This is a genomic window from Variovorax paradoxus (genome assembly GCF_040544635.1).
GTDB classification, from domain to species: domain Bacteria; phylum Pseudomonadota; class Gammaproteobacteria; order Burkholderiales; family Burkholderiaceae_C; genus Variovorax; species Variovorax paradoxus_R.
The window spans coordinates 375,052-389,639 of the sequence record NZ_JBEPKJ010000002.1 but is presented as its reverse complement, the minus strand read 5'-3'; the positions used below and the strand labels follow the sequence as shown (position 1 = coordinate 389,639).

The 14,588-nt window shown below is 66.4% G+C and carries 12 protein-coding genes; 10 read left to right on the top strand and 2 right to left on the bottom strand.

What is annotated here, in order from left to right:
- Window positions 1–6: 6 nt before the first annotated feature.
- Complete coding sequence (gene thpR, locus ABIC94_RS05545) at window positions 7–624, bottom strand: RNA 2',3'-cyclic phosphodiesterase (protein WP_354371936.1); 618 nt, start codon at window positions 622–624, stop codon at window positions 7–9.
- A 264-nt stretch (window positions 625–888) separates the two neighbouring features.
- On the opposite strand from thpR, the gene ABIC94_RS05540 reads away from it, so the two are divergent.
- Window positions 889–1,584 carry a protocatechuate 3,4-dioxygenase gene (locus ABIC94_RS05540; RefSeq protein WP_354371935.1) on the top strand — a complete coding sequence of 232 codons (696 nt, stop codon included), beginning with the start codon at window positions 889–891 and terminating at the stop codon, window positions 1,582–1,584.
- Window positions 1,585–1,592: 8 nt separating this feature from the next.
- On the opposite strand, the gene ABIC94_RS05535 is transcribed toward ABIC94_RS05540, so the two are convergent.
- Entirely contained in the window at window positions 1,593–2,072 is a 480-nt protein-coding gene (locus ABIC94_RS05535) for a VOC family protein (protein WP_354371934.1), read from the bottom strand.
- Between the two features lie 277 nt (window positions 2,073–2,349).
- On the opposite strand from ABIC94_RS05535, the gene ABIC94_RS05530 reads away from it, so the two are divergent.
- The 9 genes from ABIC94_RS05530 to ABIC94_RS05490 all read left to right on the top strand — a co-directional run bounded on the left by ABIC94_RS05530 (window position 2,350) and on the right by ABIC94_RS05490 (window position 14,577).
- A complete protein-coding gene (locus tag ABIC94_RS05530; RefSeq protein WP_354371933.1) occupies window positions 2,350–3,123 on the top strand; it encodes a hypothetical protein in 774 nt (257 codons plus the stop codon).
- Complete coding sequence (locus ABIC94_RS05525; RefSeq protein WP_354371932.1) at window positions 3,120–3,764, top strand: hemerythrin domain-containing protein; 645 nt, start codon at window positions 3,120–3,122, stop codon at window positions 3,762–3,764. Before ABIC94_RS05530 ends, ABIC94_RS05525 begins: the two co-directional genes overlap by 4 nt.
- Before the next feature lie 157 nt (window positions 3,765–3,921).
- A complete protein-coding gene (locus ABIC94_RS05520) occupies window positions 3,922–5,187 on the top strand; it encodes an MFS transporter (protein WP_354372039.1) in 1,266 nt (421 codons plus the stop codon).
- Window positions 5,184–6,836, top strand: coding sequence for an MFS transporter (locus ABIC94_RS05515; RefSeq protein ID WP_354371931.1), 1,653 nt, complete (start codon window positions 5,184–5,186; stop codon window positions 6,834–6,836). The genes ABIC94_RS05520 and ABIC94_RS05515 overlap by 4 nt, the downstream gene beginning before the upstream one ends.
- A 33-nt stretch (window positions 6,837–6,869) precedes the next feature.
- Window positions 6,870–10,658, top strand: coding sequence for a nitrate reductase subunit alpha (locus ABIC94_RS05510; protein WP_354371930.1), 3,789 nt, complete (start codon window positions 6,870–6,872; stop codon window positions 10,656–10,658).
- Window positions 10,659–10,672: 14 nt separating this feature from the next.
- Window positions 10,673–12,205 carry a nitrate reductase subunit beta gene (gene narH / locus ABIC94_RS05505; protein WP_354371928.1) on the top strand — a complete coding sequence of 511 codons (1,533 nt, stop codon included), beginning with the start codon at window positions 10,673–10,675 and terminating at the stop codon, window positions 12,203–12,205.
- 16 nt (window positions 12,206–12,221) lie between these two features.
- Entirely contained in the window at window positions 12,222–12,905 is a 684-nt protein-coding gene (gene narJ / locus ABIC94_RS05500; RefSeq protein WP_354371927.1) for a nitrate reductase molybdenum cofactor assembly chaperone, read from the top strand.
- Entirely contained in the window at window positions 12,902–13,696 is a 795-nt protein-coding gene (gene narI, locus ABIC94_RS05495; RefSeq protein WP_354371925.1) for a respiratory nitrate reductase subunit gamma, read from the top strand. Before narJ ends, narI begins: the two co-directional genes overlap by 4 nt.
- Window positions 13,693–14,577: a peptidylprolyl isomerase gene (locus ABIC94_RS05490; protein WP_354371923.1), complete on the top strand. Its 885-nt coding sequence runs from the start codon at window positions 13,693–13,695 to the stop codon at window positions 14,575–14,577. Before narI ends, ABIC94_RS05490 begins: the two co-directional genes overlap by 4 nt.
- The last annotated feature ends 11 nt before the right edge of the window (window positions 14,578–14,588 follow it).

Here is a 14,588-nt window from a genome sequence, read left to right as displayed (position 1 = left end):
AGACCCTCACGCGGGCCGAACCGGCGGCCACCGCCCCAGCACTTCGTAGACGCTCTCGCCCACATGGCTGTCGACCAGCGCGAACGAATCGGCGGTCCATCGGACGGGCTCGATCGAATGGGTTTCTATCTTGCGCGGCGTGTACGCAAGCGTCATGTGAGGCGTGAAGCCGCGCTCGGGCTTGAAACCCGCTTCCGCCAGCGCTTCGCCCAGGCGCTGCCTGAACTCCGCCAGCGCGGAAGTGCCGTCGTGGCCGCACAGCACGAAAGCCTTGCTTTTTTCGAAGCGCACGGCCTCGTCGAACACGACCTCGAAAGACGGCGGCGCTACCGCCGCTGCGGCCTCGAGCGCCGCCTGCACCTGCTCGAGGGGCACCGTCTCGAACCTGCCGAGATGATGCAGCGTGACATGCAGGCGGTGCGCGGCGGTCATCTTGCCTTTCAGCGCGTGCTGGTCATCGAGCCGCGCACCCAGCGCAGCGACGCGCTTCGCATCCTCGGGGTGCGGAAAGATCGCGAAGAAGAGCGAGTGCCGCGGTTGCGCCTTTTGCGGCGCTGCGCGCCGGGTTCGGCGCAACGGCAGCGGCGGAGGATCGATACCGGGAAGGAGAAGCTGTTCGGGCATGGGCTAAGTCGGAGTCAGGCATTCGCCTCGGTTCGGTTCGGTACATCCTGGGAATCAAGGACCGATTCTCGACAATATGATTCCCGCCCAGCCGCGTTTCAGTCCATCAGCTTATTCCGCGGAGACGCCCATCGGTCAATTGTTGATTGCTGCTGATGGGCGCAGGAGGTTTGCTGCTGGGCGCGGCCGCCGCCGGCCGCGTGCGCCCGGCAACCGGGTGACGGATTCGCGGAACTTGCGCGTGCGGCGTGGCTCTGACGGGCCATGAACGCCACGCCAGAACCAGCATCTGTTCGGATCGGATTCGCGAGAGGCCAAGCCCAGTCCCGACAGGCGGGCGCCGCGGCCGGCCTTCCCCGGCGCACCGTTGCCGCGGCCATCGTTGCCCTCCCCGCGCTCTGGCTGGGCCCCCGCGCGCAGCCAGCGGCGGCCCGGATCGCCACGCCTTCGCAGACAGAGGGGCCGTTCTATCCCGTCAGCCTGCCGAAGGATTCCGACAACGACCTGCTGCGCAACGGCACGCTGAACTACCGCGGCGGCCAGCCGGCCTGGGTCGACGGCTCGGTGACCGACCTGGACGGCAAGCCGCTGCGCGGCGCACAGGTCGAGATCTGGCAATGCGACGAAAACGGCCACTACCACCACCCGGGCGACGGCGACCGCGCCGACGCGGCCTTTCAGGGCTTCGGCCGCGTCGCGGTGGGCGAAGACGGCCGCTACCGCTTCCGCACCATCCGGCCCGTGCCCTACAGCGGCCGCACGCCGCACATTCACGTCAAGGTGAAGCTCGGCACCCGCGAACTGCTGACCACGCAGCTTTATGTGGCCGGCGACCCGGGCAATGCACGCGACTACCTCTGGCGCAATCTTCCGCAAACTGCGAGGGAGGCCGTTACCGTGCCCTTCGAGCGTGGGGCGGATGGACTGCAGGCGCGCTTTCCGATCGTCGTTGCGGCCTGAGCGAACGTTCAGCCGCGCCGAGCCGCTTCGATTGCGGCGATGTCGATCTTTTTCATATCCATCATGGCCGCGAACGCGCGCTTGGCCGCTGCGCGGTCAGGGTCGGCGATGGCGTCTGTCAGGGCGCGCGGCGTGATCTGCCACGACAGTCCCCACTTGTCCTTGCACCAGCCGCATGCGCTTTCCTGCCCGTCGTTTCCGACAATCGCGTTCCACAAGCGGTCCGTTTCGGCCTGGTCGTCGGTCGCGACCTGAAACGAGAAAGCCTCGTTGTGCTTGAACGCCGGGCCCCCGTTCAGGCCGAGACATGGGATGCCCAACACCGTGAACTCGACCGTCAAGACATCGCCCTGCTCGCCCGCGGGATAGTCGCCCGGCGCGTGATTGACAGCGCCCACCGCGCTGTCCGGGAACGTCTCGGCGTAGAACTTCGCGGCGTCCAGCGCGGTGCCGTCGTACCAGAGGCAAATCGTGTTCTTGCTGACCATCTTGGTTCTCCTGAACTGGAAAAGATAGGGGTTTTCAAGCCGCGCACAGGCGGAATGGAATCGTATTCGCAATGGGGTCGAGCTCATAGTCGACGTGCGTTTTTCAATGTATCGAAGACAGCCCCGCATGGGCCGATCGTGTCACGGCCGGGCGATCCGACCGGATCGGCGCCACCGTGAACGCTGGGTGAATGCACTGTGTCATTCATTCCTCTCATGGCGAGGAGTTGATGGGCATCAAGGATCGCGACGCCGCCGCCTATAGCCTGCGGTGGTCATGCACTCAATCCTGCGCTCCCCGAACAGTCCCGGCCTTTGCCCCGGCGGCGAATTCCTGGCCGGCGATTTCTCGGCCGTCTACGCGCTCGCGCATCGGCTGAAGGCTTCGTCGCTCGCCGGCGCCAGCGGCAACAAGCCGCTGCTCGGCAAGAACATCGCCTTGCTGCGCCTGCGGCCGCCGGAAGCAGAAATGTCGACGCTTCATCGCGCCGCAATGGATCTGGGAGCGCGGGTGGCGCATGTGCGGCTCGGTTCCCCTATCGAGCCGGGCGGTACCCGGTTCCGCAACCTTTCGCAGATGCTGGGCCGGCTGTACGACGCCGTCGATTGCTCTTCGCTCACGCCTGCGGAAGTGCGACAGATCGAACAGCACGCGGGTGTGACGGTGTATGACGATCTCGAAAGCGTCGACCATCCGATGCGGGCGCTGGCGGACCTGATGACGCTGCGCGAGCACGGCTGCGCCCCCGGGACGAATGCGCAGATTGCTTTTCTCGGCGACCCGCTGTCGAAACGGGCAGGCAATTTTTTCCGGCTCGCGCGCGACGCAGGGATCCGCCTGCGCGAAGCCGATCCTTCCGGCACTGCCGGCGATACGGATTTTCTGGTGGATGCGCTCGATGCGGACCACTGGGTGCTCCACGCACCCTCGGGTCCGATCGATGCCGTAGAGTGCTCCGATAACCATCGCTTCGCGTTGCAGGCGATGCTGCTCATCACAAGCGTTGCCGAAGGCCTGAAAACGGGTCCGGCGCCGGGAGATGCAGCATGACCCACAGCAGCCTGATCGTCATCCGCCGCGAACACCGCGCCTTGTCGGCCATGTTGCGTTCGATCACGCTGCTTCTGCGCGAACACCGGCGGCGCAGCACCCTGCCCGACTTCGACGCCCTGCAAGCCATGCTGTTCTACGTCGACGAGTTTCCGGAAAAACTGCATCACCCGAAAGAGAGCCGGCTGTTGTTTCCCAAGCTGCGCGGACGCAGCGTGCGAACCAATGCGGTACTCGACCAGCTCGACCGCGACCATGCGCGCGGCGAGTGCGCCATCCGCGAACTCGAGCATGCGCTGCTGGGGTTCCGCGTCATGAGCGGAACCACGCAATGCGAGACGCGGCGCGACCATTTCGAGCAACTGATGCAGCACTACGCCGACTTCTACCTGAACCACATGCGCGTCGAAGAAACGGAGATCCTGCCGCTCGCCGAGCTGGTGCTCAACGCCGACGAATGGGCCGAACTCGATGCGGCATTCCTGATGAATCGCGATCCGCTGACGGGTCACGAAGCCGACGAACCGTACAAGCCGCTTTTCCGGTCGATCGTGGGGGCACTGCAGAACTCCGGCAATGTCGGCTCGGTGCTCGAGGCGTTCGCGGGCGCCGCACTGCCGACGTTCCCGTCGAACCGCTGACGCGCGGTTCAGCAGAAGGCCATGCCGGGCCTTGATATGAATCAAGCCTTCAGAAAAGCCCGCTTCTAAGCTCCGGTAGCCCTACAGGAGCCCCATCGTGCAGCAGCGCGCAACCGCATCCAATCAAGAACTCTCGTCGCCATCCGCGCATCAGGCCGTGCCCGCGAAAGCTTGGCGCGTGCTGGCGGTAAGCACGCTGGCGTTCACCGTCTGCTTCATGGTCTGGATGATGTTCGGCGTGATCGGCATCCCGATCCGCAAGGCGCTCAACCTCAACGCGACCGAGTTCGGCCTGCTCACGGCAATGCCGGTGCTCACGGGTTCGCTGGTGCGCGTGCCGCTCGGCATCTGGACCGACCGCTTCGGCGGCCGCATCGTGATGACGCTGCTCATGGCCGCCACGGTCCCCGCGATCTGGCTGATGTCGTACGCCACGCAGTACTGGCACTTCATCGTGCTGGGCATGTTCGTCGGACTCGCAGGCGGCTCCTTCTCGGTCGGCACGCCGTATGTCGCGCGCTGGTTTCCGCGCAGCCGGCAAGGCTTCGCGATGGGCATCTACGGTGCCGGCAATTCGGGCGCGGCCGTCAACAAGTTCGTGGCGCCGGCCATCGTCGTGGCCTTCGGCTGGGCCGTGGTGCCGCAGGTCTATGCGGCGATCATGCTCGGTGCCACCGTCCTCTTCTGGATGCTGAGCGCCAGCGATCCCGCGCACCTGACGGGCAAGAGCGCCGGCTTTGCCGAGCAGCTCCGGACGCTGAAGGACCCGCGGGTGCTGCGCTACTGCCAGTACTACAGCATCGTGTTCGGCGGCTACGTCGCCATCTCGCTGTGGATGGTGCAGTACTACGTCGGCGAATACGGCCTGGACATTCGCATTGCCGCGCTGCTGGCCGCCTGCTTCTCGCTGCCGGGCGGCGTGCTGCGCGCCGCGGGCGGCTGGCTGTCCGACAGGTTCGGCGCGCACAGCGTCACCTGGTGGGTGATGTGGGTGTGCTGGATCTGCCTGTTCCTGCTGAGCTATCCGCAGACCGATCTCACGCTCCTCACGGTGAACGGCCCGCGCACCTTCCACATCGGCCTGAACATCTACAGCTTCACCGCGCTGATGTTCGTGCTCGGCATTGCCATGGCCTTCGGCAAGGCCAGTGTCTTCAAGTACATCAGCGACGACTATCCCACCAACATCGGCGCGATCAGCGGCGTCGTCGGCCTGGCCGGCGGGTTGGGCGGCTTCGTGCTGCCCGTGATGTTCGGCGCGCTGATGGACCTCACCGGCATCCGGTCCAGCGCCTTCATGCTGATGTACGGCGTCGTGTGGGTCTCCCTCATCTGGATGTACTGGACCGAGGTGCGGACTACCCAGGTCATGGGCGACGTGCGCGCACGGACCTCGAATCTCAACCTGGAAACAAAATCATGAGCACCAGCACCATCGCGGCTCCCCCGGGCGCGGCCGGCGGCCGCGCCGACATCGCCGACTGGCGCCCCGAGGACGAGCAGTTCTGGGAAAGCACCGGCAGGCACGTCGCATGGCGCAACCTGTGGCTGTCGGTGCCCGCCCTGCTGTGCGCCTTCGCCGTGTGGGGCATGTGGGGAATCATCACCGTGCAGATGAACAACCTGGGCTTCCCCTTCACCCAGGCCGAGCTGTTCACGCTCACCGCCATCGCGGGCCTGGCCGGCGCCACCATGCGCATTCCGGCCGCGTTCCTGATCCGCCTGGCGGGCGGGCGCAACACCATCTTCCTGACCACGGCGATGCTGCTGGCGCCGGCCATCGGTACCGGCATTGCGCTGCAGCACAAGGAGTGGCCGCTGTGGGTGTTCCAGCTCATGGCGCTGTGGTCGGGTGTGGGCGGCGGCAACTTCGCCAGCTCGATGTCCAACATCAGCACCTTCTTTCCCAAGCGCCTGCAAGGCACCGCGCTGGGCCTGAACGCAGGCATCGGCAACTTCGGCGTCACGACCATGCAGATCGTCATCCCGCTGGTGATGACCGTGGGCCTCCTGGGCAGCATCGGCGGCGAGCCCATGACGCTGCTCAAGGACAGCGGCTGGATCATGGGCAAGATCACCGCCGGCACGCCCACCTGGATCCAGAACGCGGGCTTCGCCTGGGTGCTGTCGCTGGTGCCGCTGTCGATCCTGTGCTGGTTCGGCATGAACAACCTCCACACCGTCTCGCCCGATACCGGCGGCGTGGTCCAGGCCTTCCTGAAGATCATCTGGCTCTACACGCTGTCGTTCGCCCCCGCGATCGCGGGCCTGTACCTGTACCTGCCGGCGCCCACGGGGCTGGGCCTGCTCAACATGTGGGTGGCCATGCCGCTGATCATCGTCGTCACGCTGTTCACCATGAAGCTCGCCGCGTTCGGCACCATGAAGGAGAACATCGCCAAGCAGTTCGAGATCTTCCGCGACAAGCACACGTGGTCGATGACTGCCCTGTACATCGTGACCTTCGGCTCATTCATCGGCTTCTCGATGGCGCTGCCGCTGTCGATCGCAGTCATCTTCGGCATCAGCCACGTGCCCGATGCGGCCGGCGTGCTGCAGCACACGCTGAAGAACCCGAACGCGCCTTCGGCCTTCACCTACGCGTGGATCGGCCCCTTCGTCGGCGCGCTGATCCGCCCGGTGGGCGGCTGGATCTCGGACAAGGTGGGCGGCTCCATCGTCACGCAGGTGATCTCCGCGGTGATGGTGGTGGCCTCGGCCGCCGTGGGCTACGTGATGCTGCTGGCCTACAGCTCGCCGCAGCCGGAGCAGTACTTCCTGCCCTTCATGCTGCTGTTCGTGCTGCTGTTCGCGGCCAGCGGCATCGGCAACGGCTCCACCTTCCGAACCATCGGCGTGATCTTCGACCGCGCCAGGGCCGGCCCGGTGCTGGGCTGGACCTCCGCCATCGCCGCCTATGGCGCATTCATTGCGCCCGTGGTCATCGGCGCCCAGATCAAGGCCGGCACACCCCAGTACGCGATGTACGGATTTGCCGTGTTCTATGCGCTGTGCCTCGTTCTCAACTGGTGGTTCTACCTGCGCCGCGGCGCCTACGTGAAGAACCCCTGAGCCAGCCAATCGAACCCATACGAAAGACAAACGATGAGCCACTTTCTGGACCGCCTGACCTACTTCGCCCAGCCGCGCGAATCCTTCGCCGAAGGCCATGGCCAGGTCACCGGCGAAGACCGCACCTGGGAAGACGCCTACCGCACGCGCTGGGCGCACGACAAGATCGTTCGCAGCACGCACGGCGTCAACTGCACCGGCTCCTGCTCGTGGAAGATCTACGTCAAGGGCGGCATCGTCACCTGGGAAACCCAGCAGACCGACTATCCGCGCACCCGCTGGGACATGCCCAACCACGAGCCGCGCGGCTGCGCCCGCGGCGCCAGCTACAGCTGGTACCTGTACAGCGCCAACCGCGTGAAGTACCCGATGATCCGCGGCACGCTGCTCAAGGCGTGGCGTGAAGCGCGCAAGACGCTTGCGCCCGTCGAGGCCTGGGCCGCCATCGTGCAGGACGAGGCCACGCGCCGCAGCTACCAGAGCGTGCGCGGCCTCGGCGGCTTCGCCCGCTCGGGCTGGGACGAGGTCAACGAGATCATCGCGGCCAGCAACATCCACACCATTCGCCGCTACGGGCCCGACCGCATCATCGGCTTCTCGCCGATTCCCGCCATGTCGATGGTGAGCTACGCCGCGGGCAGCCGCTACCTGAGCCTGATCGGCGGCGTGTGCATGAGCTTCTACGACTGGTACTGCGACCTGCCGCCGGCCAGCCCCCAGGTGTGGGGCGAGCAGACCGACGTGCCGGAGTCGGCCGACTGGTACAACTCCAGCTACATCATCGCCTGGGGTTCCAACGTGCCGCAGACGCGCACGCCGGACGCGCACTTCTTCACCGAGGTTCGCTACAAGGGCGCCAAGACGGTTGCCATCACGCCCGACTACTCCGAAGTCGCCAAGCTGTCGGACCTGTGGATGCATCCCAAGCAGGGCACCGATGCGGCGGTCGCCATGGCCATGGGCCACGTGATCCTCAAGGAGTTCTACTTCGACAAGCGCACCGCGTACTTCGACGACTACGCGCGCCGCTACACCGACCTGCCGATGCTGGTGATGCTCAAGGCGCACACCCTGCCCTCGGGCGAACAAGTCATGGTGCCCGACCGCTACGTGCGGGCCTCGGACTTCGACGACCGGCTCGGCCAGCCGAACAACCCCGAATGGAAGACCGTCGCGCTGGCCGAAGACGGCCGCGTGGTGGTGCCGCAGGGCGCCATCGGCTTTCGCTGGGGTGCGGACGGCCGCGCCGACACCGGGCAGTGGAACCTCGAAGCCAAGGAAGCGGAGCACGGCGGTGACGTGAAACTCACACTGTCGCTGCTTGATGGCACAGGCGCGGCAAGCCAGACGGCGCGAATCGGATTCCCCTACTTCGGCGGCATCGAGAGCGAGCACTTTCCCAGCAACACCCAAACGGATGTGCTGGTGCGCACGGTCCCGGTCCAGCTCATCGCGCTCGGCGCCGAAGGCCAGACCGCGCTGGTCGCCACGGTGTTCGACCTGCAGGCCGCCAACTACGGTGTGGCGCGCGGCCTGCCGGGCGAAATGGCGGCCGCCAGCTACGACGACGACGTGCCCTACACGCCGGCCTGGCAGGAAAAGATCACCGGCGTGCCGCGCGACCAGGTCATTACCGTGGCGCGCGAGTTCGCGGCCAACGCCGAGAAGACGCACGGCAAGTCGATGGTGATCATCGGCGCGGCCATGAACCACTGGTACCACAGCGACATGAACTACCGCGGCGTCATCAACATCCTGATGATGTGCGGCTGCATCGGTCAGAGCGGCGGCGGCTGGGCCCATTACGTGGGCCAGGAAAAGCTGCGCCCGCAGACCGGCTGGACCCCGCTGGCCTTTGCGCTCGACTGGATCCGCCCCCCGCGGCAGATGAACTCGACGAGCTTCTTCTACGCCCACACCGACCAGTGGCGCTACGAGAAGCTCGGCATGGAGGAGGTGCTGTCCCCGCTGGCCGACAAGGCCGCGTTCGCCGGCACGATGATCGACTACAACGTGCGCGCCGAACGCATGGGCTGGCTGCCGTCGGCGCCGCAGCTGCAGACCAATCCGCTGCAGGTGGCGCGCGACGCGCAGGCCGCCGGCATCGACGGCGCAGCCTATACGGCGGCGGCGCTGAAGGACGGCACGCTGCGCATGAGCTGCGAAGACCCCGACCACCCGTCGAACTGGCCGCGCAACATGTTCGTGTGGCGCTCCAACATCCTGGGCTCCTCGGGCAAGGGGCACGAGTATTTCCTCAAGCACCTGCTGGGCACCACGCACGGCGTGCAGGGCAAGGACCTCGGGCCCGACGACGCCAAGCCGACCGAAGTGGTCTGGCACGACAAGGCGCCCGAAGGCAAGCTCGACCTGCTGGTGACGCTCGACTTCCGCATGAGCACGACCTGCCTCTACTCGGACATCGTGCTGCCGACCGCCACCTGGTACGAGAAGAACGACCTCAACACCAGCGACATGCACCCTTTCATCCATCCGCTGTCGACGGCCGTCGACCCGGCATGGCAGGCACGCAGCGACTGGGAGATCTACAAGGGCTTCGCGCGCACCTTCAGCGCCATGTGCCCGGGCTATCTCGGCGTCGAAAAGGAAGTGGTGCTCACACCGCTGATGCACGACTCGCCCGCCGAGCTGGCACAGCCCTTCGGCGTGGCCGACTGGAAGCGCGGCGAATGCGAACTCATCCCCGGCAAGACCGCGCCGCAGATCGCGGTCGTGGAACGCGACTATCCGAACCTCTACAAGCGCTTCACCGCCTTGGGCCCGCTGCTCAAGAAGATCGGCAACGGCGGCAAGGGCATCGGCTGGAACACCGAGGTCGAAGTGGACGAGCTCGGGAACCTCAACGGCCGCGTCACCGATGCCGGCGCCACCGAGGGCATGCCGAGCATTGACACCGACATCGATGCCTGCGAGGTCGTGCTGCAGCTGGCGCCCGAAACCAACGGCCACGTGGCCGTGAAGGCGTGGAAGGCCCTCGGCAAGCAGACCGGGCGCGACCACACGCACCTGGCGATCTACCGCGAGGACGAGAAGATCCGCTTTCGCGACATCCAGGCGCAGCCGCGCAAGATCATCTCCTCACCCACCTGGAGCGGCATCGAGAGCGAGAAGGTCTCCTACAACGCCGGCTACACCAATGTCCACGAGCTGATTCCATGGCGCACGCTGACGGGCCGCCAGCAGTTCTACCTGGACCACCCATGGATGCGCGCGTTCGGCGAAAGCCTGGCGGTCTACCGGCCCCCGGTCGACCTGAAGACCACGAAGGACATCCACAACATCCGCAGCAACGGAAACAAGGAGATCCAGCTCAACTTCATCACGCCGCACCAGAAGTGGGGCATTCACTCGACGTACACCGACAACCTGCTGATGCTCACGCTGAACCGCGGCGGGCCGGTGGTGTGGCTGTCGGAGGACGACGCGAAGAGCGCCGGCATCGTCGACAACGACTGGGTCGAGCTGTTCAACATCAACGGCGCCATTGCGGCGCGCGCGGTGGTGAGCCAGCGCGTCAATCCGGGCATGGTGATGATGTACCACGCGCAGGAAAAGATCATCAACACGCCGGGCTCCGAGATCACCGGCACGCGCGGCGGCATCCACAACTCGGTGACGCGCATCGTGCTGAAGCCCACGCACATGATCGGCGGCTACGCGCAGCTGAGCTACGGCTTCAACTACTACGGAACCATCGGCACCAACCGCGACGAGTTCGTGGTGGTGCGCAAGATGAACAGGATCGACTGGCTCGACACGCCCGCGGACGTGGCCGACGCGCCCGCCGCCACGGCGGCCTGAACGAGGTACCCACGATGAAAATACGCGCGCAAATCGGCATGGTCCTGAACCTGGACAAGTGCATCGGCTGCCACACCTGCTCGGTCACCTGCAAGAACGTCTGGACCAGCCGGCCCGGCGTCGAGTACGCCTGGTTCAACAACGTCGAGACCAAGCCCGGCATCGGCTACCCCAAGGAATGGGAGAACCAGGGCAAGTGGCAGGGAGGCTGGGTGCGCAAGCCCGACGGCTCGATCGAGCCGCGCCAGGGCGGCAAGTGGAGCCTGCTCATGCGCATCTTCTCCAACCCCAACCTGCCGCAGATCGACGACTACTACGAACCCTTCACCTTCGACTACGAGCACCTGCAGTCGGCGCCCACGATGAAGGCGCCGCCGACGGCGCGCCCGCGCAGCCTGATTACCGGCAAGCGCATGGAGAAGATCGAGTGGGGCCCGAACTGGGAGGAAATTCTCGGCGGCGAGTTCGCCAAGCGCAGCAAGGACGCCAACCTCGACAGCTTCGACGCGGTGCAAAAGGAGATGGTCGGCCAGTTCGAGAACACCTTCATGATGTACCTGCCGCGGCTGTGCGAGCACTGCCTGAATCCGGCGTGCGTGGCCTCCTGCCCCTCGGGCTCGATCTACAAGCGCGAGGAAGACGGCATCGTGCTGATCGACCAGGACAAGTGCCGCGGCTGGCGCATGTGCGTCTCGGGCTGCCCGTACAAGAAGATCTACTACAACTGGCAGAGCGGCAAAGCCGAGAAGTGCATCTTCTGCTACCCGCGCATCGAGGCCGGACAGCCCACCGTCTGTTCGGAAACCTGCGTCGGGCGCATCCGCTACCTGGGCGTGGTGCTGTACGACGCCGACCGCATCCAGGAAGCGGCCAGCGTGCCGGACGAGAAGGATCTGTACGAAGCCCAGCTCGGCATCTTCCTCGACCCGCACGATCCGGAAGTGATTGCGCAGGCGCGGCGCGACGGCATCCCCGAAGCCTGGCTCGAAGGCGCGAAGAAGAGCCCGGTCTACAAGATGGCGATGGAGTGGAAGGTGGCGCTGCCGCTGCACCCCGAGTACCGCACGCTGCCGATGGTCTGGTACGTGCCGCCGCTGTCGCCGATCACCGCGGCCGCCAACGCCGGGCACGTGGGCGCCAAGGGCGCGATTCCCGACGTCACGCAGATGCGCATCCCGGTGCAATACCTGGCCAACCTGCTGACCGCGGGCGCCACCGAGCCGGTGATCCGGGCGCTCGAGCGCATGCTGGCCATGCGCACCTACCAGCGCGGCAAGCACGTCGACAACTTCGCCGACCCGGCCGTGCTGGCGCAGGTCGGCCTGAGCGCCGCGCAGGTGGAAGAGATGTACCAGGTGATGGCCATTGCCAACTACGAAGACCGCTTCGTCATCCCCTCGACGCACCGCGAGTACGCAGAGAACACCTTCGACATGAAGGGCGGCTGCGGCTTCTCGTTCGGCAACGGCTGCTCCGACGGCAGTTCCGAGGCCAGCCTGTTCGGCGGAGCCAAGCGCCGCACGATTCCCATCCACGCCAAGGTTTGACGCCGGGAGCGCAACAATGAAAACCCAACGCCACACCCTTCGCGCACTCGCCCTGCTGCTCGGCTACCCCGATGCGCAGGCGCGTGCCCTGATGCCCCAGTTGGCCGATGCGATGGACGCCGAGGCGGCACTGTCGCCGGCACGCCGCAAGGAGTTGCGGGCACTGGCCCGCGCGCTGGTCTCGATGGACCCGATCGAGGCCGAGACGCAGTTCGTGGAACTGTTCGATCGCGGCCGCAGCACCTCGCTGCACCTCTTCGAGCATGTGCACGGCGACTCGCGCGAGCGCGGCCCGGCAATGATCGACCTGGCCCAGACCTACGAAAAGTCCGGGCTGCTGCTCGGCCCGCACGAAGTGCCCGACCACCTGTGCGTGGTGCTCGAGTTCGCGTCGACCCAGCCGCCGGCGCTGGCACGTGCGTTCCTGGGCGAGATGGCGCACATTCTTGCGTCCATCTTCAGCGCGCTGCGCAAGCGCGAGAGCGCCTATGCGAGCGTGCTGGCGGCAGTCATCGAACTGGCGGGCCACAAGGCCGAAGCGGTGGCGGTGGCCGACGACCAGCCTATCGACGAGAGCTGGGCCGAGCCCGTCGTCTTCGACGGCTGCAGCACGAAGGGCCAGGCCCGGCCCGGCGATGCGCAGCCCATCCACATCGTCCGCAAGCCGGTGGCGCCCGCCGCCAGTGGAGCCCGCATATGAACGCCCTCGACAATTTCATCTTCGGCATCTATCCGTACATCTGCCTGAGCGTCTTCTTCATCGGCAGCCTGATCCGGTTCGACCGCGACCAGTACACCTGGAAGAGCGACTCCTCGCAGCTGCTGCGCGCCGGCCAGTTGCGCTGGGGCAGCAACCTGTTCCATGTCGGCGTGCTGTTCCTGTTCTTCGGCCACAGCGTCGGCATGCTGACGCCGCACTTCATCTACGAGCCCTTCATCGGTGCCGGCAGCAAGCAGCTCATGGCGATGATCTCGGGCGGCATCGCCGGCCTCCTCGGCTTCGTCGGCGTCACGATCCTGCTGCACCGGCGGCTTTTCGACGAGCGCATCCGCATCAACTCCAGGACCAGCGACATCGTGCTGCTGGTCGTGCTGTGGCTGCAGCTTGCGCTCGGCCTGGCAACCATTGCGCTGTCGGCGCAGCATCTGGACGGCAGCATGATGGTGTTGCTGGCCGAGTGGGCGCAGCGCATCGTCACCTTCCGCGGTGGTGCGGTGCAACTGCTCGACAGCGCGAGCTGGGTGTTCAAGGCGCACATGTTCCTCGGCATGTCGATCTTCCTGATCTTCCCGTTCACGCGGCTGGTGCATGTCTGGAGCGGCTTCGCCACGCTAGGCTATGTCTTCCGGCCCTATCAGGTGGTGCGCAGCCGCCGCGCGCTGGCGCCCCGCAAGCCGGCATCGGCGGCAGCACCGAGTGCCGCACCTCATTCGCCGCCGAAGACAGTGCCGGCCGGTGCCGTCGCCAAGTCGACGGGGGTGGCCTCGTGAGCGCCGGCAGATGCGGCAGCGGCGCCTGCCAGTGCCGCGAAACCGCGGCACCCGTGCCGGCCCTAACCCCGGTGGCCGTCGAGGCGGCCGCGAGCGTGGCCCCGACCGAGACCGTATGCGCGGCGATCAACGGCGTCGCGCTGCACCTGCCGGGCGAACGTCCGGACGAATACAGCCTGCGCGAGCTGGCTTGGGCCGAGCTGCTGCGGCAGGAGGCCGTCGCACGCCGGTTGCTGCCGCATTCGGATGCGCGCCTGGCACCCCGCCTGGGCAGCGGCGAGCAGGCGGTGATCCAGCAGATGCTCGAGGACGAAATCGAGGTGCCCGCGGCCAGCGAGGACGAATGCCGCCGCTACTACACAGCGCGAAGCGCGCACTTCGCCATCGGCCGCCGCGTGCATGCGCGCCACATCCTGTTTGCCGTGACGGAGGGAATCAACGTCGCGGCGCTGGCCGCGCGCGCCGAGCAAGCCCTGCTCGAACTGCGCCACAGGGAGGCCGCGCCCAGCCGCTTCGCCGAACTCGCGCAGACGTTGTCGAACTGCCCGAGCGGCGCCGAGGGCGGCAACCTCGGCTGGATCGGCCCGGACGATTGCGCCGACGAGCTCACGGCCGAGCTGTTCCACAACACCGAACGGCTCGACGCACTGGGCCTGCATCCGCGCCTGGTCCATAGCCGCTACGGCTTCCACATTGTCGAGGTGCTCGCGCGCGATGCGGGGCGCCAGCAATCCTTCGAAGAGGTGGGCCAGCGCATCGCGGTGCAACTCGCCCAGCAGTCGCGCGCCAAGGCCCTGCACCAGTACATGCAGCTGCTGGCCGGCCGCGCCGAGGTTGGCGGCCTCGTCCTCGAAGGAGCGGACTCCCCGCTGGTGCAATGACCGCACAGGAA